At 60.5% G+C, this 21,766-nt stretch carries 16 protein-coding genes; 5 read left to right on the plus strand and 11 right to left on the minus strand.

The window, feature by feature from the left end; all coding sequences use genetic code 11:
- Positions 1 to 31: 31 nt before the first annotated feature.
- Complete coding sequence (locus ABI_RS01640; RefSeq protein WP_083811363.1) at positions 32 to 721, minus strand: TetR/AcrR family transcriptional regulator; 690 nt, start codon at positions 719 to 721, stop codon at positions 32 to 34.
- A gap of 233 nt (positions 722 to 954) precedes the next feature.
- On the opposite strand from ABI_RS01640, the gene ABI_RS01645 reads away from it, so the two are divergent.
- Complete coding sequence (locus ABI_RS01645; RefSeq protein ID WP_040308487.1) at positions 955 to 2,025, plus strand: glycosyltransferase family 4 protein; 1,071 nt, start codon at positions 955 to 957, stop codon at positions 2,023 to 2,025.
- A 172-nt stretch (positions 2,026 to 2,197) separates the two neighbouring features.
- Here the strand turns inward: ABI_RS01645 and phnE are convergent, their stop codons facing one another.
- Genes phnE through ABI_RS01660 form a run of 3 tightly spaced genes read right to left on the minus strand, consistent with a single transcriptional unit; the run spans position 2,198 to position 4,874 of the window.
- On the minus strand, positions 2,198 to 3,004 hold the full coding sequence (phnE, locus tag ABI_RS01650; RefSeq protein ID WP_006271069.1) for a phosphonate ABC transporter, permease protein PhnE: 807 nt from the start codon (positions 3,002 to 3,004) through the stop codon (positions 2,198 to 2,200).
- Entirely contained in the window at positions 3,001 to 4,056 is a 1,056-nt protein-coding gene (gene phnD / locus ABI_RS01655; RefSeq protein ID WP_006271070.1) for a phosphate/phosphite/phosphonate ABC transporter substrate-binding protein, read from the minus strand. The genes phnE and phnD overlap by 4 nt, the downstream gene beginning before the upstream one ends.
- Entirely contained in the window at positions 4,053 to 4,874 is an 822-nt protein-coding gene (locus tag ABI_RS01660) for a phosphonate ABC transporter ATP-binding protein (protein WP_040308489.1), read from the minus strand. The genes phnD and ABI_RS01660 overlap by 4 nt, the downstream gene beginning before the upstream one ends.
- 312 nt (positions 4,875 to 5,186) lie before the next feature.
- On the opposite strand from ABI_RS01660, the gene ABI_RS01665 reads away from it, so the two are divergent.
- The 3 genes from ABI_RS01665 (at position 5,187) to ABI_RS01675 (ending at position 8,213) form a co-directional block, all read left to right on the plus strand.
- Complete coding sequence (locus ABI_RS01665) at positions 5,187 to 6,224, plus strand: glycoside hydrolase family 43 protein (protein WP_040308490.1); 1,038 nt, start codon at positions 5,187 to 5,189, stop codon at positions 6,222 to 6,224.
- A 254-nt stretch (positions 6,225 to 6,478) separates the two neighbouring features.
- Complete coding sequence (locus tag ABI_RS01670; protein ID WP_006271073.1) at positions 6,479 to 7,750, plus strand: type III PLP-dependent enzyme; 1,272 nt, start codon at positions 6,479 to 6,481, stop codon at positions 7,748 to 7,750.
- 163 nt (positions 7,751 to 7,913) lie between these two features.
- Entirely contained in the window at positions 7,914 to 8,213 is a 300-nt protein-coding gene (locus ABI_RS01675) for a DUF1428 domain-containing protein (protein ID WP_006271074.1), read from the plus strand.
- Between the two features lie 45 nt (positions 8,214 to 8,258).
- On the opposite strand, the gene ABI_RS01680 is transcribed toward ABI_RS01675, so the two are convergent.
- The 4 genes from ABI_RS01680 to ABI_RS01695 form a co-directional block, all read right to left on the minus strand.
- Complete coding sequence (locus tag ABI_RS01680) at positions 8,259 to 9,764, minus strand: tryptophan halogenase family protein (protein ID WP_006271075.1); 1,506 nt, start codon at positions 9,762 to 9,764, stop codon at positions 8,259 to 8,261.
- Between the two features lie 174 nt (positions 9,765 to 9,938).
- Entirely contained in the window at positions 9,939 to 12,758 is a 2,820-nt protein-coding gene (locus ABI_RS01685; protein ID WP_006271076.1) for a TonB-dependent receptor, read from the minus strand.
- Positions 12,759 to 13,355: 597 nt separating this feature from the next.
- Complete coding sequence (locus ABI_RS01690) at positions 13,356 to 14,375, minus strand: LacI family DNA-binding transcriptional regulator (RefSeq protein WP_006271078.1); 1,020 nt, start codon at positions 14,373 to 14,375, stop codon at positions 13,356 to 13,358.
- 85 nt (positions 14,376 to 14,460) lie between these two features.
- Positions 14,461 to 15,363 (minus strand): alpha/beta hydrolase, encoded by a 903-nt coding sequence (locus ABI_RS01695; RefSeq protein WP_006271079.1) that lies wholly within the window; start codon positions 15,361 to 15,363, stop codon positions 14,461 to 14,463.
- 631 nt (positions 15,364 to 15,994) lie between these two features.
- Here ABI_RS01695 and ABI_RS01700 point away from each other — a divergent pair.
- Positions 15,995 to 18,445 carry a glucan 1,4-alpha-glucosidase gene (locus tag ABI_RS01700; RefSeq protein ID WP_006271080.1) on the plus strand — a complete coding sequence of 817 codons (2,451 nt, stop codon included), beginning with the start codon at positions 15,995 to 15,997 and terminating at the stop codon, positions 18,443 to 18,445.
- A 250-nt stretch (positions 18,446 to 18,695) separates the two neighbouring features.
- Here ABI_RS01700 and ABI_RS01705 read toward each other — a convergent pair whose 3' ends face one another.
- From ABI_RS01705 to ABI_RS01715, 3 genes are read right to left on the minus strand one after another with little or no spacing between them, the layout of a single operon-like run.
- On the minus strand, positions 18,696 to 19,295 hold the full coding sequence (locus ABI_RS01705) for a response regulator transcription factor (RefSeq protein WP_006271081.1): 600 nt from the start codon (positions 19,293 to 19,295) through the stop codon (positions 18,696 to 18,698).
- The gene (locus ABI_RS23335; RefSeq protein WP_006271082.1) at positions 19,292 to 20,374 is read right to left on the minus strand and encodes a sensor histidine kinase; all 1,083 of its coding nucleotides are present in this window, start codon (positions 20,372 to 20,374) and stop codon (positions 19,292 to 19,294) included. The genes ABI_RS01705 and ABI_RS23335 overlap by 4 nt, the downstream gene beginning before the upstream one ends.
- On the minus strand, positions 20,361 to 21,539 hold the full coding sequence (locus ABI_RS01715; RefSeq protein ID WP_006271083.1) for a serine hydrolase domain-containing protein: 1,179 nt from the start codon (positions 21,537 to 21,539) through the stop codon (positions 20,361 to 20,363). Before ABI_RS01715 ends, ABI_RS23335 begins: the two co-directional genes overlap by 14 nt.
- Between the last annotated feature and the right edge of the window lie 227 nt (positions 21,540 to 21,766).

Genomic DNA, 21,766 nt, shown 5'->3' on the forward strand with positions numbered 1-21,766 from the left:
TTACCCGCGCGGCAGTAATTTTTCCGTATGTTTATTCCGACCACAGATCAGTGATGTCGCCCTTGCGGTTCAGCATGTGCACCGCCTTCTTGATGACGGCGAGAACGTTTTCGATCCGCGCCTCGCTCTCATAGGTCAGGGCCGAGCGATGCATGCCATCCAGCGCAAACCGTGCGAGGTCACGCGACGCCTGGAACCGCGCGTCGTTGCCGGCCATGATAAAGCCCGGCGTCGCCCGCCCCATCGCCGCCTTGTCGAAAGCCTCCTGAGCCGGGGCGATCGCCTTGGCGACCTCGGCATCCTGGCGGCCGGCGCGTTCCAGCGCCAGAAACGCCGAGAACGGTATCGAACTCAGCAGGCGCCAATAGGCCTCGATCGCGCCGTCCAGCGCGTCCTGACCCGGCTTCAACTTCTTGGCCTCAGCTTCAAAAGCGGCCTCACGCGCGGCATGGATATGCCAGGCCGCTGCTTCGACCAGATCCTCGCGCGTCGGGAAATGGTACAGCATGGCGCCGCGGGTCAGGCCGCAGGCCTCGGCGATGGCGGCATTGCCGGCACGGAAATAGCCAAGTTCCGCAAACAGCCGCATGGCCGTGTCGAGGATCTGAACCCGCGTGCGGCGCGACTTTGGCGTATCACGCGTAGGTGGGGGGGTGTCGCGCGCAGGAGGATCCTTCGCCGAACTATCCCGCACCTGCGCTGGTTTACCACGCTCGTTCATTCTACTCTTCCGCCGTCAACTACACCGACGGTCATATCGGCTACTCCCCGTCATTTAAAAATAAGGCATTTTGCCAGTTAGGCAAGCCAGAACTCGCGAATTCTTCGCAAGTTTCAGCGGCTTCCACTTTTTGTGCGTAGCAAAATGCAACAGCCGTTGAGCGCTGGCACCTTGCCAAGCCCTCATGAAGCGGGCAAAGGGAATTTACGGATTTCCTTTATAGGACAAAACACGTGCGTATCTTGCTGGCCACCGACGCGTGGGAGCCTCAGGTCAATGGTGTCGTGACGACACTTCGGCGGACCATGGCGGAATGCGAAAAGCTGGGCCACGAGTTCAAGGTCATCGAATATAATCAGTTCAAGACCGTGTCCTGGCCGGATTATCCCGAGGTCAAGCTGGCCCTGGGCTGTTACGAAGAAGTCCGCGAAATCATCCAGGACTACGAACCCGACGCCATCCACATTGCGACCGAAGGCTTTGTCGGCCTGGCGGCACGGCGGGTCTGCCAGGAATGGAAGCTGCCGTTTACCACCAGCTATCACACCAAGTTTCCGGAATATGTCTCGGCGCGCCTGCCGATACCGCTGTCGTGGGGCTATGCCTTCATGCGCTGGTTCCATAAGCCATCCGGCCGGGTCATGGTGGCGACCGCGACCCTGGCGCGCGACCTGGAATCGCGCGGCTTTATCAATATCTCGCCGTGGACCCGCGGAGTCGACACCGAAACCTTCCGGCCGGGGCTGGAACCCATTTTCGGTGACCTGCCACGACCCATCATGACGTATGTCGGTCGGGTGGCGGTCGAAAAGAATATCGAAGCCTTCCTGAAGCTGAACCTGCCCGGCACAAAGGTGGTGGTGGGCAAGGGGCCGCAACTGGAAGAGTTGCGGACGAAGTATCCGAACGTCGTGTTTACCGGCCCGCGCTTTGGCGAGGATCTGGCGCGGTCCTATGCCGACTCGGATGTGTTCGTCTTCCCGTCTCTGACCGATACGTTTGGCCTGGTGATCACCGAAGCCATGGCCGCTGGCACGCCGGTCGCCGCCTTCCCGGCGCACGGTCCGATCGATATCATACCGGGCTCCGGGGCCGGCGCCATCAACGATGACCTGGCCGTGGCCATCACCGAAGCGCTGAAGATCGACCGCAAGGACGTCCGCGCCTACGCCGAGAAGTTCTCCTGGCCGGAATGCGCCGCCGAATTCATCCGCAACCTGGAACCCTATCCGGAACCGGCCAAGACCAAGCTGTGGAACAAGCTGCGGCATCTGACGCGGAAGCGTGGCAGTAAGAAGGTTTAAGGCAAGGGGCCGCAGGCCCCTGGACCCCGTAACTCGTTCAGGATTGGGCTTCTAAAAAACCAAATAAAAAAGGGCTCCGAAGTGGGCCCTTTTTTATTTGGCTATGTAGAAATCTCAAGCTCGAACAGGTTGTGGGGTCCAGGGGTCTGTGACCCCTGGTCTTAAGACCCTTTTACAACAATCGCTTACGGATCTGCGCCGAGACCATATCGATCAGCATCACAGTGACCACGATGACGATGACGATCGCCGCTGTGACCGGATAATCGAAGCTCTTGATATTTTCGAACAGCACGAACCCGATACCGCCGGCGCCAATCAGGCCCAGTATGGTCGACGACCGCACGTTCGATTCGAACCGGTACAAGGCAAACGACGTCCACAGCGGCGCCACCTGCGGGATGACACCCCAGATCACCTCATGCAGCCGCGATCCGCCCGTGGCGCGCACGCCTTCGACCGGCGCCTTGTCGATAGCCTCGACCGCTTCGGAGAAAAGCTTGGCCAACACACCGGCATTATGCAGCGCCATGGCCAGCACCCCGGCTAGAGCGCCAGGTCCGACCGCAACGAAAAAGGCCGTCGCCAGCACGATTTCGTTCATCGACCGCAGCAGGTCCATGAAACGACGCACCGGTTGGACGATCCACTGCGGCGCGATGTTCGAGGACCCCAACAGGGCCAGCGGGATCGCCAGGAACACCGACAGCACCGTGCCCCATACAGCGATCGCGATGGTCACCCACATTTCCGGCAGGTAGATCTTGAACAGGTCTTTGAAATTGGGGTGCAGATAACCCTTGGTGTACTCGACCGTATTGGGCCAGTTTTCGACCAGCAAGCCCAGCTCCGCGATCTTGGCGGGTTTGAAAGCCATGAACAGCAAGATGACGACGGCAATCGTCAGACCCCAATTGGTCGCACGCGTACCGACCGATGGCGACGGCGGCGTCAGGGCGGTGGCGTCACCTTGGCTCATGATGCGGACGACGACATGGCAGGCAATTTGGGATCGGCCGGGGCCTGTTTAAAGGTCTGGGCGTCATGGTCCACCTTTTCCTTTTCGACCGCCGCGTAATCATCCTGGGCCTTCTTGATGGCCTCGGCGTCACCCGACTGCTGCGCTACCATCAACTTGCTGGCGGCTTCCATCAGGCGCACCGGAATGAAGTGGCTGTTGTCGCCGGGAATGAAGCCCCCCAGGACCAGAGGTTTGAGAACATTGAGCTGGCGTTCGCCTTCAGCGCCCGGCGCCCGGCCATAGGACAGGAAAAACGAACGCAGCTTCTCCTTGATCACCGGATCCAGATCCTTGCGGTAGATGATCACGTCGTTGGGGAGGGCCTCGGGCGACTGCCAGATCACCTTGACCTTCTTGCGCAATTCGGGATCGCGGCTTTCCAGGTCGACCAGGGCCGTGGTGTTATTGGTCGCTGCATCCAGCACGCCATTGGCGACGGCCTGGATGTTCTGACCATGGCCCGATTGCAGCACGGTCTTGAAACAGGTCTTGGGTTCGACCTTCTTCGGCAGAAACAGGTAATAAAGCGGCGCCTGGGTGCCCGAGGTCGACTTGGCGTCGCCCATACCGAAATTCAGGCTCTTGTCGCACTTCAACACGTCGTCAATGGTCAGCTTCGAATCGGCCTTGACGATGATGATCGAGTAATAACCCGCAAACCCTTCGGGATAGGTGGTCTCAGCAAACACCTCGCCGTCAGCCAGGCGGATGGCGTCCAGGCCCGGCACGTTGGAGAACCAACCCGCCTGCACCTTCTTGAAGCGCATGGCCTCGATCAGGGCGGTGTAGTCCGGCGCGAAATAGGGATTGATCTCCAGACCGGTCTGCTTGCGCATATCGTCGAAGAACGGCATCCACAGATCGTTCAGGGTCTGCGACTTTTCGACCGACAGAACCGAAAAATTGACGACCTGTTTGCCGCCGGCAGAGGGCTTGTCGCAGCCCACCAAAGTGGCGCCGGCAGCTCCGAACAGGCCCGTCAGAACGAATTGGCGCGTAAATTGGGTCATGCCTTGGCCTCTCCCCAGAAGGCGTCCTCGAATTCGGCGCCGTAAATGTTTTTCAAAGTTTCGTCGTCCAGGCCCGATGCGGGCCCGTCATAAACGACCTTGCCCTCTTTAAGCGCCAGGATGCGGTCGCAGTAGAGCTTGGCGTAGTCGACCTGGTGCAGGGTGACGATGACGCCGACACCGTCTGCTTCATTGAGATTGACCAGGAGCTTCATCACCTTGCGCGCGGTGACGGGGTCCAGGGACGCAACAGGCTCATCAGCCAGGACGATCTGTGCCCCCTGAACGATAGCACGGGCAATGGCACCCCGCTGTTGCTGGCCGCCTGAGAGCGTATTCGCGCGCTGGCCGGCGAACTGCGCCACCCCGACATGGTCCAGGGCGCGCATGACGGCCTGCTTTTCGTCCGCCGTCCACATCCCCAGAAAGCCACGCAGGCCCGACACCTTGCCCAGGAACCCCAGCGCGGCATTGGTGAACAGCGACAGGCGGCCGACCAGATTAAACTGCTGGGCGATCATGCCCATGCGCGAACGGGTGGCGCGGACATCGGAAGCCAGCGAACCATTCTTCTGCACCACACGGCCCATGACCGAAACGGCGCCCTTGCCTTTGTCGATGGTATGCAGGCCGGAAATCGAGCGCAAAAGCGTCGACTTGCCCGAACCCGACGGCCCGATCAGCGCCACGCGCTCTGGCTTCGTCATCACGAAGGAGACATTGTCGAGGGCTTTGAAAGTCGTGTTACCACCCGCGGCGGCCGCCTTGCGGGTGAAGGTCTTGCTGACCGATGTCACTTCGACGAGAGGCGCCGTCATCCACACTACCCTTGGCCGTTGTTGGCGGCACGCACACCACTAATCCGCATACACGGACCTTGTAACAGTCATATTAACGATTTGGCCGCAGGGCAATGGGGGAAGCGCTGCACACGGCAATTTTGTTGCGATGCAAATCACCAGACAGCACGGAAAATAGGGAACATGGCGTCCATCCGTGGAAATTTGACTTTTGATGATGCCTCATGCTTTTCAGGAAAGTGCCCGTTTCTGGCAGTTTTGGGCAAGAGGCTTGGTCTCGCTAATCTTCCTGCAATTCGCGACGGATGCCGTCCATCCCATGAGGCAAGCATGCGCAGACTCCTGATTCCCCTGATGCTCGCACTGTCCGCCACCGCGGCGCATGCCGGTAACCCCATCGTGCCGGGGTGGTACGCCGATCCCGAGATCCGCATCTTTGAGGGCAGGTACTGGATCTATCCGACCTATTCCAACCACTTTGGCGCGTCGGATGTGTCGAACGGTTTCACCGCCGGCCAGGCGTGGCAGCGCAACCAGCCCGGCATCTGGTCGCCCTTCCTAGCGCAGACCTTCCTCAACGTCTTTTCGTCGGACGACCTGGTGCATTGGAACAAGCATTCGCACGCTCTGGACATCAAGGACGTGGCGTGGGCGGCCTATGCCGTCTGGGCACCGTCGGCGATTGCGCACAATGGCAAGTATTATCTCTTCTTCGGCGCCAACGATATCAAGACCAACAACCAACTGGGCGGGATCGGTGTTGCCGTATCTGACCGCCCGGAAGGCCCCTTCAGGGACGCTTTGGGCCGGCCACTGATCGGCCAGATCCATAACGGCGCCCAGCCGATCGACCAGATGGTCTTTCGCGACGACGACGGCCAGTTTTACTTGTATTACGGCGGCTGGAAACACTGCAACGTGGTCAAGCTGGCCGATGACCTGCTCAGCGTCGTGCCCTTTCCCGACGGAGAGCTTTACAAGGAGATCACGCCCGACCCGGCCTATGTCGAGGGCTCCTTCATGGTCAAGCGCAAGGGCGTCTACTACCTGACGTGGTCGGAAGGCGACTGGACCGGGCCGGACTACAGGGTTGCCTATGCCATGAGTGCGTCACCGTTCGGACCGTTCAAGCGCGTCGGCACCATCCTGGAGCAGGATACGCACATCGCAAAAGGCGCGGGCCATCACTCGGTCGTCAATATTCCGGGTACGGACGATTGGTATATTGCCTGTCACCGCCGGCCGCTGGGTAAGGACGACGGCAATGATCGCGAACTGGCAATCGAGCATCTCTATTTTAACGACGACGGCACGATCAAGCCGGTTGTGATGACGAATGAAGGGGTTGCGGCGCGGCCGTTGAAGTAAGCAAGAAAGATACCCCTCCACCGCTTCGCGGTTCCCCTCCCCACTTCGTGGAGAGGAGGGCGCTTGGAACTTCTATAGGCGATAACCGGGAAAAAGCGTAAAATCGTGATCGCAGCGGTCACAAAAAATCCCAAATAAGTCTTTACATACGGGCCTATATCACTATGTTCCCCGTTCTTCCGGCGGACCCCTAGAGTTCATTGTAACGCTGCTAACGCCGGTCTGGGTTTCAACACGAAAATCGGGGAACCGAAGTGGATCACATCACTTCCGCCCTGGACCTGGTCCGCAAGCAGCCACCGGAACGACCCGTCGCCCTCGTGCGCCGTCGTCCCGTTACAACTGCCGCGCATTGGTTCCAGCAAAATTTCAAAGGCGACGTCTTTTACGCCGTCAAAGCCAATCCGTCACCCTGGGTCCTGGAAACCCTTTGGGCGGCCGGTGTGCGCTCCTTCGATGTCGCCTCGCTGAATGAGGTCGAGCTGGTCCGTTCGACCCTGCCGACCGCGCGCCTGGCCTTCATGCACCCGGTCAAGAGCCGCGTCTCGATCGCCCAGGCCTATTTCGATTTCGGTGTCCGCACGTTCAGCCTGGATACCCACGAGGAACTGCGCAAGATCCTCGACGCCACCGGCGGTGCCCGTGACCTCAACCTGATCGTCCGCCTGGCCACATCGGGCGAAGGCTCCAATCTGCCGCTGACCAACAAGTTCGGCGTTCAGGCCCACGACGCCCCGTCCCTGTTGATGGCGGCACGCCAGGCCACCCAGGATCTGATGGGCGTCAGCTTCCATGTCGGCTCGCAATGCATGCGTCCGACCGCCTATGCCGCCGCCATGGCCGCCGCCTCGCGCGCCCTGGTCCGCGCCGGCGTCTTCGCCGACGTCGTCGATGTCGGTGGCGGCTTCCCGTCGGTCTATCCCGGCATGGTGCCCCCGGCCCTGTCGGAATATATGGACGTCATCAACCGCGCCTTTGACGAGATGAAGGTGCACGAAGAAACCCAACTGTGGGCCGAACCCGGCCGCGCTCTGGTCGCCGAGTCGACCTCGGTGCTGACCAAGGTCGAACTGCGCAAGGGCGATGCGCTGTATCTGAACGACGGTTCGTACGGAAATCTGTTCGACGCCACCCATGCGAAATGGCCCTTCCCAGTGCGCCTGCATCGTCAGGATGAGGCCGAGACCGATACGTTGAAGCCGTTCCGCTTCTACGGCCCGACCTGTGATTCCATCGACTCCATGCCGGGGCCGTTCTGGCTGCCGGACGACGTCAACGAAGGCGACTATGTCGAAATCGGCATGCTGGGCGCCTATGGCGTCACCATGGGCACGCGCTTCAACGGCTATGGCGAAACGGACACCGTGTTTCTCGACGATGCGCCGATGGCGTCGCTGTTCGGCCTGGGGCCGCGCAGCGTCAACTACCCGCGCCCCTTCGACGCCGTCGAGGAAAACAAGGTGGTGCGCCTGAACCGTCCCAAGGGCGGCAAGCGCGGCAAGAAGCGGGTCAAGGCGAAGGCCTAACCTCGAAGGGCTTTGACCATAATCGACACGAACAGGCACGGACTTCGGGACGCGCCTGTTTTTTTGTCTCACGGCCTTGTGTAGCCATGCCGTCGGTTGCTGACTGTTTCTGACCGCCCCGCCGGCCTAAGACAGGGCTCCACCCAACCAAGGAGACTGTGCCATGACCTATATCGACGGCTTTCTGATCCCGATCCCCACCGCCAACAAGGACGTCTACAAGGCTGGCTCAAAGGTCTACAACGAACTCGCCAAGGCCCATGGCGCCTTGCGCGTCGTGGAATGCTGGGGTGACGACGTGCCCGACGGCAAGGTCACGTCCTTTCCCATGGCGGTAAAACTGGAGCCCGGTGAAACCGTGCTGTTTTCCTGGGTCGAATGGCCCGACAAGGCCACCCGCGACGCCGGCAACAAAAAAAATGATGGAAGACCCCGCCATGGCCAGCATGGACATGCCATTTGACGGCAAGCGCCTGATCATGGGCGGCTTTGAGGTTCTGGCCGAGTACTAAACCACTGCCGGGCAGTTTTGCTTCACGAAGGCGGCATGATCCGGCATGCCGCTGACCGTCCGGTCCAGGATGATCCGCAGGTTCGTCATGAACTCGCTCAGGTCATCCTCGCCGATCGCGCCGGTCAGCGGCGCCGAAGCGCCCGGCATCACGCCCTGGCCGATCAGCACCTGGGCCCAGTTGGTTTCCTTGAACAGGTCCTCGTCCTCGATCAGCAGCCGGCCGTGCTGGCGGAAATACTCGATCTTGTGCGCCAGGGTGTCCGGAATCTCCATAGTCCGACAATAGTCCCAGAACGGCGTGTCGTTGCGCGTCGTCGACTTGTAATGCAGCACCAGGAAGTCGCGGATCAGCTCATACTCATGCGCCGTCTGGCGGTTGTATTCGGCGATTTCCAACGGATTGAACCGCCGGTCCGGGAACAACCGCAAAAACCGCGTCATGCCCGATTGCACTAGATGGATGCTGGTGGATTCCAGCGGCTCCATAAAGCCCGATGCCAGCCCTAAGGACAGGCAGTTCTTGACCCAGGACTGTTTGCGCCGGCCGGTGACGAACTTCAAAACCCGTGGTTCGGCCAGGGCGTCGCCGGTGACATGGTCCAGCAGGGTTTTCGTGGCATCGTCGTCGCTCAGATACTGACTGCAAAAGACGTGGCCGTTGCCGACGCGGTGTTGCAGCGGGATCCGCCACTGCCAGCCGCAACCATGGGCGCGCGCCTGGGTATAGGGTTTCAGCGGCCCGACCGAGGTCGTCGGCATCGCCACCGCGCGATCGCACGGCAACCAATGCTGCCAGTTGACATATCCAGCTTTGAGCGCGTCCTCGATCAGCACACCGCGAAAGCCCGAGCAGTCAATGAACATCTCGCCCTCGACGACCTGGCCGCTTTCCAGGGTCAGCGACTCGATAAAGCCGTCCTCGGAACGCAGATTGACGCCCGAGACCTTGCCTTCGATCCGTTTGACGCCGGAATTCTCGCAACCCATACGCAGGAACTGCGCCATCAGGCCGGCGTCGAACTGGAAAGCATAGTCGATGCCCTCCATGGAGGTGTTGGGCACCTGTTTGAGGCGGGCAAAGCGGTTTTGCCGCGCCGCCAGGGTGTTGAGGGAATAGTCCCACAGATTGATGTCGTGACCACGCAGCTTTTGCACCAGCCAGTACTGGTAGAAGGGCAGGATGCCCAGGGCCTGACCGGGCGCCCCGAAGGCATGCATGTAGCTCTGGCCTTTTTCGTACCAGTCGATGAATTCGATGCCCAGCTTGAAGGTCCCCTGGACCCGCGACAGGAACTGGTTCTCGTCGATGCCGAGATACATCAAAAGCTTGGTGAGCGGCGGTATGGTGGCTTCACCGACCCCGACCGTGCCGATGTCGTCGGATTCGACGACCGTGAGATTAATCGACCGGCCCCACGTCTTGGCCAGCATGGCCGCGCTCAGCCAGCCGGCGGTGCCGCCACCCAGAACGACGACGTTTTTGATCAGATGTTCGCTCATAAGACAGCCTGGAGCCTCATGCCAAAGGTGGAGGTTCACTTTCCACGCGGCATCTTAAAAAGCCAGCGCAACCGTAAACGTCTGTCGATGAATACGATTACCTGGCGAATTCCGCACAGAAAAACACCTGCCGGTCGCGAAACCGGCAGGTGTCGTTTTCGACGACAGATCGGCTTAGTAGAACTTGTAGTTCACGCCGAACAGGTAGGTCGAGCCATAGAGTTCATGGCGCATGATGTTGGCCGGGTTGCCCTGGGTATACAGGACGAACGGCTCGTTGGTCAGGTTGGTGCCCGAGAAGGACAGGGTCAGGCCCTTCAGGGAACCTTCCTGGAACTCGTAGCTGACCTGGGCGTCGATCAGCGATTCTTCGGCGACATAACGGCTTTGCAGGCTGTTGGTGTAGTCCGGCACTTCGCCGAGGAACTCGCCGCGGTAACGGTTGGAGATCCGGGCCGAGAAGCCGTGGTTTTCGTAATAGATGGTCGTGTTGACCACCTTTTCCGAAAGGCCCGGCAGCTGAATCGGGTTGGTGCCCGACGGGTTGATCTCGCTGTCGTTAAAGGCCGCAGACATGACGATGCCGAAGCCGTTCAGCGGTTGCCAGATCATTTCACCCGGGATGGAGGCCGACAGTTCCAGACCCTTGATCCAGCCGCCCGTACCGTTCTGCATCACCGAGACGGTGCCTGTGCGCTTGGCGTCGGCCTGGGTACAGACAAACACGTTGTTATTAAAGCAGTTGGCGTTCGTCAGCGGCACGCCTGAATAGTCGCGCAGGATGGTCTGGTTGAAGATGTAGGAGGTCAGGTCCTTGTGGAAGATCGCCGCCGAGACATAGCCCTTACGCCCGAAATATTTTTCCAGCGACATGTCGAAGGCGTTGGCCTTCCACGGCTTCAGACCGGGGTTACCGCCGCTGCCCGACCAGTAGTACTGCTGGCCGTTGAAGATAACCGGTTGCGCATTGTCCGAGGTCGGACCGTAGCCGACACCCGCGGCCATGTCGTCCATCCGCGGACGGACGATGGTGGTGCCGGCGCCGATACGCAGGGTCATATCGTCTGCCACGGCGAAGTTCAGCGAGACGGACGGCAGCAGGTCGTCATACTCGGCACTTTCTTGGCGAAGCTTCGTCCCGGAGGCGGTGCCGTCCGTGAAATACGACTTCGCTGTCTGTTCGGCCTTCTGATGCATCAGGCCGATATTGCCGGTCAGCGGCACGCCAAACAGTTCGCTGTCAATGTCGGCCTTGACGAACAGGGTGGTGACGGTTTCATCGACGTTCCACGTCTTCTTGACCGCATCCTGGCTGGTGTCCTGCTGGAAGTTGAAGAAGCCGTCCTTCCACATGGCCAGGCCGTCATAGGAGATCATGCCCGAGACACCGCCCAGGAAAGAGGCGTCGGTCACACCCAGGCGGTACTTTTCCGGAACCACAACGGCCGGGGCGGTCTTCAGCATGATGAAGCCTTCGACGCCCTTCTTGTCCTTGGTGCGGTGGTTCTGGTTGACACCGAAGGCCACGCCCGAGAAGAAGCCGTCATCGATGCGGCGCTTGGCTGCCAGCTTGATGGTCGTCAGCTCGTCTTCGATATGTGGCGCCTTGACATAGCCGGCGCGATTGGCCGGACCACCCCAACCACCCGGATCGGTCAGGAAGACGGTGTTGAAGTTGGAATAGTCGATCACGCCCTTCAGGGTCGACAAACCGTAGCTATCCGGTGTGTCGAAGGTGATGGTGTCGGTGGCGCCCTGGCCCGACGGGCCGGTGCCGGCGGTCGATTCCAGGATCAGGTCGTCGCGTTCGACTTTCGACACGGCGACATCGGCCACCAGGTTCCAGTGATCGTTCAGGTCGTAGTCGACATTGAAGCCCAGCGAGTCGAGCTTGGCCTCGCGTTCGTTGGTGTAGTTTTCGACCACGGCCTTGACGCCGGTAAAGACGCCATGGGTGATGAAGGTATTGCCGGCCGTGTAACCGGGCTGCAGGGTCGCGCCGCTCCAACGCAGCGGATATTCGAGACGGGCGATCTTTTGCAGTTCGCGGAAGTCAGAGTGGTAGGCGTCGATGGTGATATGAAGCTGGTCGTTCGGCTTGAACTCCAGGACGCCCATATAGCCGTCACGGGTCAGGTTGGACGAAATGATGCCGTCCTTTTCACCGCCCAGGATCAGCTTGTTCTGATCCGCCGGCAGGCAGGGGCCACCGTTGTTCGGATTTAGCGGCGTGCCGCAGGTCGGATAGCCGCCGTCACCCCAGGGCTCCTTCTTCTGGACCTGATAGGGCGAGTCGGTGTGAGCAAAGCCCAGGGCCAGACCGACCTTACCGTCCATGAACTGGTCGATGTAGGTGGCCGAGAAGCGATTGCCGCTATTCTTCATGCCGCCGATGGCGGCCTCTTCGCTGTTCAGTTCGCCGCGCAGGTTGATGGCGGCGGCGCGCTTGCCATAGGCCAGCGGACGGACGGTCAGCAGGTCGGCGGTACCCGCCAGGCCCTGGCTGACCATGCCGGCGTTCGGCGTCTTATAGACCAGCACCTGCGAAATCAGTTCCGACGGATACTGGTCGAATTCGACCGAGCGGTTGTCCGACGTCGAAACCTGCTCACGGCCGTTTAGGGTCGTGACCGTATAGTCGGGACCCAGGCCGCGGATCGACAGCGACTGGGCGCGGCCGTTGGTGCGCTGGGCGGCGATGCCGGGCAGGCGGGCGATGGATTCGGCGATCGAGGCGTCGGGCAGCTTGCCGATGTCTTCGGCCGAGACGGCTTCGACGATCTGCGACGAGCGCTTCTTGACCGAAATGGCGTCCTGGATACCGCGGCGAATGCCGCTGATGACGATAGCCTGGCCTTCATCGGGCGCGGCCGCCGGAGCGTCCTGCGCCATGGCCGGTGCCGCGAAGACGCAGGCGGTCAGAAGGGCCGCCGTTGCGCCGCAGGTCAGGAGGCGTGCACGCAGCGCCCCGGAGTGACCCTTAGAATTTTTCATTTGAACTTCCTCCTGGTGTCGTTTCGACGATATCGGCGTGCGCCGGCGTATGAGCCGCGGCGCTGCGCCATGTATCTCAACCCTAAAACACACTCTTCCGGTGCTGTTGGCTGACTATCACTACAACACGGTTCTTTTTGCAAGGCTTTGCAAAATTTTGCAGTCGTTTGTTTAAACAAATCGTAATGTTGTGACTTTCAGGTGACGCATTTGCAGCAAAAGAGCCCTTATGTCCGAGTTTTACGGCACAAAGGCCTGAGTTCGCGCACGCCTTGCACGAAAAGGCCTCGCGGCAGAATTTTTGACGAAAATTGCAAAAAATTGCAAATTAATGCAAACTTGAGGAGTTTGTCGGCCTTTTTGGCTTTGACAGCGCTTACCCGGGATCATTTCGGCAAATGTTAGCGCTACCCTTTTAGCGCGATGGATACGCGCCGAAAGTGGCAGGCGGTATGCCTTGGATGATTCTGGCTGCAAACGATTGTTAAAGCGGGCTGCACTCTGATAGAAACGTTTGGGCGGAACGCAGCCCGCTCTAATTTTAAGTTTGCACGCTCCGCCCGTTTACACGGTGATTCCGTGTAAACGTGCTTTGCTCTAGCCGCCGCAGGATTCGCGGACAACCAGCTCCGTTGCGACAATCTCGGAATGGGTCTCGTCGTTGGAGATCGAACCGATCAGCTTGGACACCATCAGCTTGCCAGCCCGGGCCAGGTCCTGCGAGATCGTCGTCAGGGACGGATGGGTCAGGCTCGCGAGCTGGATATTGTCATAACCGACCACCGACACGTCCTTGGGTACCTTGAGGCCGGCGCGCATCAATCCACGGATGGCCCCGAAGGCGATGATGTCGGAACAGGCGAAGAGGCCGTCGAAGGTGACACCCTTGTTCAGCAGGTTCAGCACGGCGGCTTCGGCCGAGGCCATTTCGAAATGGGTCGGGACCACCAGGCGCGGATCGTAATCCAGACCGCTTTCCGCCAACACATTGAGATAGCCCTGGAAGCGCAGCTTCATCTCGATGCCTTCGGTTTCACCGAAATAGGCGATGCGGGTGCGCCCCAGCCGCGCCAGGTGCGCCGTCGCCCGGGCCCCGCCCTGCAGGTTGTTGGACCCCACCGTGCAGTATTTCTGACCCGGCAGTTCCTGGCCCCAGACGATGAACTTGTTGGTCGAGCCGGCCAGATGGTTGAAGCGGTCGTGCAGGTAGCTCTGGCCCAGGAAGATGACGCCATCGGCCTTGATGTTCTGCATCAGAGTGACGAGGTCGTTCTGCGACCGCGGCGTCAGGTGCGACAGCAGCAGGTCGCAGCCCATGTCGCGCGCCGCCTCACCGACGCCCGAGATCATTTCGAGGTAGAAGGGATCAGAAAACCGGCCTTCGCGGCCATGGGGCGGCGGGATCACAATGGCGATGGTGGCCTGGGATCCCGACATCGACATCGGCATGTCCTGGTTCAGGACGTAATTGTGGTCGCGGGCGATCTTCCAGACGCGGCGCTTGGTGACACGGTTGACGGCCGGCGAGTCATTGAGGGCGCGCGACACGGTCGCCACCGAAACCCCGGCGATCTTCGCCAGATCTTCCAGCCGGATCTTGCCCTTGTTCGCGTCCATCTTACGCCACCCTGCCTTTGATTAGGCGCAAAGGAGCCTGATTTACCCTTCCAAAGCAAGTGCTTTCCTATTTATGAAAAAATTTTCATCGATTTAGAACGAAGACCAAAGGGATGGCGATGCGCTTACGCCAGTCCTTTTCGCTATGCTTGGTGCCGGGGAAAACCCGGCTCTGGAAATGCACCGCGTCCCACCCCCGGTTGAGGAACATCGTGGTCACGCCCTCCATGTAGGGGGTGAACTCGTCGTCCAGCCCAAGCGTGCCCTGATCGGTATAGATGCGATTGCGCCCCGCCTGCAGACGGCTGGACGCCAGCCACGCCCGCCAGCCCTCCGTGACGGTCCGGCGATCGGCGGCGACACCGGCCGCGTCCTTCGCCCAGCCAGCCATCAGCCATGGCATGGACAGTGAGGCCGAGGCGCCAAAAACGTCCGGATATTCGCCCTGGGCATACAGTGCGATATGACCGCCCATGGACGAGCCCATGATCACCGTGCCCTCCGGCCCGGTCACAGTCGGATAGGTTTTGTCGATAAAGGGTTTGAGCTCGGTGACCAGAAATTTCAGGAAGGCATCGGAATTGGGCGGCTGGTCGCCTTCGAAGGCGCGGATACGCGCCTGGTAGTCCGTTGGCATCAGATCATAGACCCTCTGCGGCATATATTCGCGCGTCCGCGCCTCGATGTTGTCGACCGCCACGACAATGGTCGGCGGCACCTTGTGCTCCGCCATCAGTTTCGGCAGGGCATCGGCAACCCCCCAGTCGGCGCCGCTGTACGGTGAGAGCGTAAAGACGTTCTGCCCGTCCATCATATAGAGCACCGAACAACGGATCACCCCCTGGCAGGCATCGGGCACCCACACCGTGATGTCGCGCGGCTCGACATTTTGCGATGGTACCCTGGCATGGTGGTCGAGCCGCGGGGCCGCCTCAACACCCGTGGCCAGCAGCGACAACAGCCCACCCAAAATCACGCTGAAACGCATGCTGGATCCTCCGGTCCCGTCCTGACGACAGGTGCGAATTAACCAAAGCGGGAAAGGCTTTGACTGTCCAGCTGCATACGTATTCACCGCAAGATTCTGAAATTTCGTAAATCTTGGACGTTGCATTGCAAACTGATCCATGCAAATGTGGGGACGAATTTGTAAGCTTTTTTGCCGTTTGGCCTACAAGAAGCGTCTGGCGCAAGCCAAACATAGGCGCTTCTTTCGTTTTGGGGTCCGACTGTAAACGTTTACAGCGAGTTTCAGGTGCGGTTTTCGGCTGTTCGAGCGTCGCAAGTCACACCTGTCCGACATTCCGGTTGTTGTGACGCAACCGGAATACGCCAATTACAGGGTGCAGACTTTGTAAGTGGTATCTTCTCAACACAAACTTCCCCTTGTCCGGTTTCGGGCAAGGGGATTTTTTTATGCTTTTTCAGAAACTTAAGTCGTGTGCATAAATATTTGACGGCGTGAATACGTATGCATCGCGACTCAGCGGTCAAATTTGCATACTATCGCAAAAAACAGAGCGGGACCGGATGTATGGCCCCGCCCGACCAACATAATCAGACCCGACACAAACGAACGGCCAGAAAGGCCGCGATGAGGACGGGTGCAGGAGAGGCGTATGTCTAAACGGATTTCAAGCTGGTGGGCCGCGGCGGTCAGTCTGATCGCCCTGACGGCGGCAGGCTTTGCCGCACCAGGCTTTGCGGCTGAGGATGAGGTCATCCCCAACCACAATCCGACGCTCAATGCCGGCGGCAAGGCGACCGACGGACCGGGCAAACCTTCGCCCTGGGCCTATGCCGCCAAGACCGGCATCGGCACGTCCTACGAAGCTTACAAGAATTTTCAGTTCACTGACAAGGCGGCCACCGGCAAGGTCTCCAAGGTGTGGTTCTCTTTGGCGGATGGCATCGTAACCGAGACCATGTACGGCCTGATCCACCACGCCCAGATTCGTGAGATGCAGATTGCCGTCACCGGCGACGGCTGGACGGCGTTCGAAAAAACCGACACCACCTCGCAGATTGCCTACATCCATACCGACAAGGACGGACGCCCGCTGTCGCCCGCCTATCGCCTGACCAATACCGACAAGCAGGGTCGCTTCGTCATTATCAAAGAGATCTTCACCGATCCGGATCATCAGACCCTGGTGACCCGCGTGACGGTCAAGGCGCTGAAAGGTCCGGTGACACCCTGGGTCGTCCTCGACCCGTCGGCTGCCAACACTTCGGGTGACGATGAAGGCAAGGCCAATGTCGATGTCCTGTCGGCCTGGCAGGGCAAGGTCGCTCTGGCCATGACCGCCAGCGTCCCCTTCAAAAAGGCAAGCGTCGGCTATACCGGCGTCACCGACGGCTTGAAGGATCTGAGCAATCACCAGCAACTGTTCGCCCTGCACAGCACGGCCGAGCACAAGGGCAATATCGTCTTGCTGGGTCAGTTGCCTGTCGTGACGAAAAGCAGCACCTTCGACCTGTTCGTCGGCTTCGGCGCCGACGCCGATGCGGCTTTTGACGAGGCTCAGGCGACACGCAAGACCGGCTATGCCAAGACCCTGGCCAACTACAATGGCACGGGCGCCGCCATCGGCTGGGAAGACTATCTGGCTTCGCTGTCCGAGCTGAAGAGCCTGGTCCCTGTGTCGGAAGACAACGGCAAGCTGCTCTATGCCTCAGCCCTGACGCTGAAGGTGCAGGAAGACAAGACCAAGGCCGGCGGGCTGATCGCCTCGCTCAGCAATCCATGGGGCGACACCGTCTATACTGACGTTTCGGCCACCGGTTATAAGGGCGTGTGGCCGCGCGACTTCTATCAGGTCGCCATGGCGATGGCCGCCCTGGGTGACCGGGAAACGCCGGTTGCCGCGTATCGCTACCTTCCGACCGTCCAGGTGACCAAGGACACGCCGGGCAATACCGGCGCCACGGGCTGGTTCCTGCAAAAAGCCCATGTCGACGGCACGCCGGAATGGGTCGGAATTCAGCTCGACCAGACCGCCATGCCCATCCTGCTTGGCGCCCGTCTGGCCGAGCTGAACCTGATCTCGAAAGATGAACTGCTGTCGTCCTACAGTTCGATGCTGAAGCCGGCTGCTGAGTTCCTGTCGCGCGGCGGCACGATTGGGCTGGATTGGAATCACGCCACCATCACCCCGCCCTACGCCCAACAGGAACGCTGGGAAGAGCAGGAAGGTCATTCGCCGTCGACCACCGCTGCGTTGATTGCCGGCCTGGCCGCTGCCGCCGATATCGCCACCGAGGCCGGCGACACAGCCGGCGCGGCGGAGTTCTCGGCGAAGGCGGCCGACTACTCGCAAAAACTGGAACAGCGGCTGTTTACGACCTCGGGCAAGATCCGCGGTGCCGACAAACCGGCCAGCTATTATCTGCGCATTTCGCGTTCGGACGATGCCAACAATCCGGGGGTCCAGGACGAGCGCAACGGCCGCGCCGGGCTAGCTTCCGACCTGATGGTCGACCAGGGTTTTATTGAACTGGTGCGCTATGGCGTGCGCAAGGCCGACGATGCGCATATCGTCCAGTCTCTGACCATTATCGACGACCAGAACCTGCCGGAAAACCTGAGAGTCCGTTATGATTTCAAGTTCGCAGGCTCGGACGTGGCCGTGCCCGGCTTCCGCCGCTACGGCAACGACGGCTATGGCGATCGCACCGAAGGCGGTAATTACTCCGTGAACGGACAAATGCACCCCAGCCAGCGTGGCCGGATATGGCCTATCTTCACCGGCGAGCGCGGTCACTACGATCTGGCGGTTGCGGCGATGAAGCCGGGCGGCGCTACACAAGGCGATGTCGACGCCATCCGTGGCGTCTATGTCAAGGGCATGGAGCTCTTCGCCAATGACGGGCTGATGATCCCTGAGCAGGTGTTCGACGGCATCGGCAGCAACCAGCCGCACAACTATGTGCTGGGCGAAGGCATCGATGGCGCCACGCCCTTGGCCTGGTCGCACGCCGAATATGTCAAGCTGCTGCGGTCGTTGCGCGACAAGCAGGTGTGGGACCGCAGTCCTTCGGCCTATGCCAAGTTCGCGGGGCAGCAGTAGTTTTTTCAAGATCGGTCAAAGTTCCAAGTCTCAACCCTTTGACCCAAACTGGGCCTCCGGCGAGTGCAAGCGCCGGAGGCTGTTTTTCTTCACGAAAAAGTCCCTCGCTTCGCTCAGTGTACTTTTTCGTGAGAAGACCAACAGAAAGATATCGAAAAACCGTCGCTTGGGAGCGGCCCAGCGCTCGGTTTTGCTTCTTGTTCTTTCACGAGGTCGGCCTGCGGTCTAAACATCGCGAAAGCGGTTTAACTCAGAGCCAGCCCATCTGGCGCGCGATACGGCAGGCATCGATGCGGTTGACAGCATTCAGCTTCTGCAACACCTCGGACAGATGGTTGCGGATCGTTCCCGGCGCCTTGTCCAGCATGCGGGCTATGGCCTTGTTGCTGTGGCCCTGCTCGGCCAACCGCAGAAGTTCGCGGTCACGGTCATTGAGTGGGTCACCGGTTTGAGACAGGTCGCCAAGTTGCGGGTCGATAACCTTTTCACCCGCCATGACCCGGCGGATAATCTGCGCCAGTTCGCGTGACGGCGTGTCCTTCAGCAGATAGCCGCGCACGCCGGCCGCCAGGGCACGTTGCAGGTAACCCGGTCGGGCAAAGGTAGTGATCATGACCACAGCCGTTCCCGGCGCCACCCGTTGCAGGTGCAGGGCCAGGTCAATCCCGCCCATGTCGGCCATCTCGATATCGCTGACCACCAAGTCCGGCCGGCAGTCCGCCATCATGTCCAGCGCGACGCGGCCGTTGGGCGCTGTCCCCACCACGGTGAAGTCATTCTCCAATTCCAGAAGGCTGGCGATCGCGCCCAGGACCAGGGCCTGGTCTTCCACCACCAGGATACGGATCATGACGGCGCCCCCACCGGAAAGCGGGCTGCCACTGTCACACCCTGGGCGGCTTCGATGGCAACCGTCCCACCGAGGTCACCGCCCCGCCGGCTTATGCCATCCAGTCCATTGCCGAAGACGATGGTGCCGCCACGGCCGTCGTCACGGATTTCAAGGCAAAGAGTCGCGTGGTCGCGGCGGATATCGATGGTGCAGGCGGTCGCCCCGGCATGACGGACGACGTTGGTCACGGCTTCCCGCATGACCATGGCGACGGCGTGCTCCAGTGGCGGCGGCAGAGGTCCGGCGGTGTTGGAAAACGTCAACTGGATATCGGCGGCTTCGAGCAGGGCGCGGACGTGGCCGGTGGCCGCGATCAGGGTCGACTGGTTCAGGCCGCGGATGGCCGAGCGGATCTCCTGGAGCGCTTCGCGGCCGACCGCGTTGATGGCCTCCAGTTCCGACCGGGCGCGTTCCGGTTCGCCGTCGATGACCCGGGAGGCCAGGTCGGACTTCAGAACGACGGTCGAAAAGGCATGACCGACAATGTCGTGCAGGTCTCGCGAGATGCGCTCGCGCTCGCCCATGACCGCCAGGGCTTCGGCCTGGGCGCGGGCGCGGATCAGCTCTTCGGTCTGGTCCTGAAGCAGGCTGTTGGCGGCCGTTGCCGCCGCGGCCAAACCGCCGAAAAAGAGGACGCCGAAGCCGAAGATCCACGACACCCAGCCGATGGCGACGGCCAGGATCGTGGCGGCGGCCAACCCGCCCAGCCAGAGATAGCGTGGCCGGCCGCGCTGGCTCTGGACTGCAATCATGACCGCGAACAGCATAATGATACTGGCCGCCGCGGTCAGTTGCCCCAGCCCGAGGGAGATGGCGGCGATGACGGCGATGCCAGGCCAGGCGGCACGGCCGCGCAGGTCGAAGGAACCGTAATAGGCGATCAGAAACACCGGCAGGGCCGCCAGGGAGGCTTGCCAGTCCAGGTGCCTGGGCTTTTCGAGGAACCACGGCCAGACATACATGATCAGGTAGGACAGCCAGATGGTCGGTCCATCCAGCGCCAGGCCTAGAAATCGTCTGCGTTTAATCTGCACCATCGGCCTTCAGCATAAGGAGACCGATCTGTTTGGCGAAATCCTGAAACGGTTCGCCGCCCTGGATTCCCCTGTTGGTCATCACGCTGACAGCCATACCATAGTCCGGGAACAGCATGAAACTGGAGGATGATCCTTTGGCCGTACCGTTGTGGTGAACGACACGGATTATTTTGCCATCAACCTCGATCTCGCCGACCCGCCAGCCCAGGGCGTAGTTTTGGGGATTGACCGTACCGTCGTTCAGGGTCTGCGGCGCCCAGAAGGTGTCGCGGACATTGGGCGGTATGAAGTCGCTTCCGATCCAGGCGCCGCCCAGTTTCGCCAGGTCCTGTGGCGAGGCGACGAAGCCACCTCCGGCCCACTTGATGCTATCGTCCGTAGGCAGAGCATCGCGGTAGTTGCCGTTCTCGACTTCGTAAAAACGGGCGCGATGATCATCGGCAATGGTGCGGTCGTCGGGCTTCAGGCCGGCCAGACCCAGCGGTGCGGCGACATGATTTTGCACCAGGTTGAGGTAGGTGTCGCCGCCGGCGCCTTCCATGACGCCGCTGGCCAGGACGGTGCCGTAGCTGGAATAGGAAAAGCCGGTGCCGGGTTCGAACAACAGATCTGAGTTAGAAAAGGTGCCGACGGCATCGCGAACGGTGTCGAAATGGCGGGTGTTTTCATAGTCCCAGATGGGGGCGCAGAAGCACATGCCGTAGTGGCGGATGCCGGCGGTGTGCGACAGCAGTTGCCGCGTGGTGATCGGGTGGCCCTTGTCCGGGAAATAGCCGATATAACTCGTGATCGGCTTGTCGAGGTCGAGCTTGTTTTGCGCGACCAGGATCGCGGCCAGAGTGGCATTGACCGCCTTGCTGCTGGAGCCGATGCGGTACTGGCTTTGGGGTGTCGCCGGTGTCAGGGCCTTCAGGTCAGCATAGCCCTGAGTGTGAGACCATACGATCTTGCCATCGATACTGACGGCGGCCGACAGGCTGGGATAGCGGCCGGTGGCGTATTGCTCGTTGAGAAAGGCGGTAGCCGGGCTAGATTCGGCGGGTACGGTGGCGGCCCTTTCCGGAAGGGCGTTCCAGCCAAACGGCCAGACGATCAGGGGCCTGAAAAGAACATAGGCGGCGAGGCAGAGCGTGGCCCCTAAAGCCGCCCAGAAGAATTTACGCATCGGTTGTCACCTTTGATGATGTGGCGACAGGGTGAGCTTCAAACTCGATGGGAGGAAGTGACAGATGTCACTAACAGCGCCATAGTTCTGAGAGATAGCGGGCTATCCACTGTCGGCAACACCCCTCCTACCGCTTCGCGGTCCCCCCTCCCCGTGAAGAACGGGGCGGGAGATTCCGGATAAAATTGTCCTTTTCTTAATTCAGACGAGCAGGTCGAAAATGGGTC

The organism is Asticcacaulis biprosthecium C19 (genome assembly GCF_000204015.1).
Lineage (GTDB): Bacteria > Pseudomonadota > Alphaproteobacteria > Caulobacterales > Caulobacteraceae > Asticcacaulis > Asticcacaulis biprosthecius.

Excerpts from the sequence above, each read along its gene's own strand:
- ABI_RS01640 (WP_083811363.1), bottom strand. The coding sequence starts at position 721 with ATGAACGAGCGTGGTAAACCAGCGCAGGTGCGGGATAGTTCGGCGAAG.
- phnE (WP_006271069.1), bottom strand. The coding sequence starts at position 3,004 with ATGAGCCAAGGTGACGCCACCGCCCTGACGCCGCCGTCGCCATCGGTC.
- phnD (WP_006271070.1), bottom strand. The coding sequence starts at position 4,056 with ATGACCCAATTTACGCGCCAATTCGTTCTGACGGGCCTGTTCGGAGCT.
- ABI_RS01660 (WP_040308489.1), bottom strand. The coding sequence starts at position 4,874 with ATGACGGCGCCTCTCGTCGAAGTGACATCGGTCAGCAAGACCTTCACC.
- ABI_RS01665 (WP_040308490.1), top strand. The coding sequence starts at position 5,187 with ATGCGCAGACTCCTGATTCCCCTGATGCTCGCACTGTCCGCCACCGCG.
- ABI_RS01675 (WP_006271074.1), top strand. The coding sequence starts at position 7,914 with ATGACCTATATCGACGGCTTTCTGATCCCGATCCCCACCGCCAACAAG.
- ABI_RS01680 (WP_006271075.1), bottom strand. The coding sequence starts at position 9,764 with ATGAGCGAACATCTGATCAAAAACGTCGTCGTTCTGGGTGGCGGCACC.
- ABI_RS01685 (WP_006271076.1), bottom strand. The coding sequence starts at position 12,758 with ATGAAAAATTCTAAGGGTCACTCCGGGGCGCTGCGTGCACGCCTCCTG.
- ABI_RS01690 (WP_006271078.1), bottom strand. The coding sequence starts at position 14,375 with ATGGACGCGAACAAGGGCAAGATCCGGCTGGAAGATCTGGCGAAGATC.
- ABI_RS01695 (WP_006271079.1), bottom strand. The coding sequence starts at position 15,363 with ATGCGTTTCAGCGTGATTTTGGGTGGGCTGTTGTCGCTGCTGGCCACG.
- ABI_RS01700 (WP_006271080.1), top strand. The coding sequence starts at position 15,995 with ATGTCTAAACGGATTTCAAGCTGGTGGGCCGCGGCGGTCAGTCTGATC.
- ABI_RS01705 (WP_006271081.1), bottom strand. The coding sequence starts at position 19,295 with ATGATCCGTATCCTGGTGGTGGAAGACCAGGCCCTGGTCCTGGGCGCG.
- ABI_RS23335 (WP_006271082.1), bottom strand. The coding sequence starts at position 20,374 with ATGGTGCAGATTAAACGCAGACGATTTCTAGGCCTGGCGCTGGATGGA.
- ABI_RS01715 (WP_006271083.1), bottom strand. The coding sequence starts at position 21,539 with ATGCGTAAATTCTTCTGGGCGGCTTTAGGGGCCACGCTCTGCCTCGCC.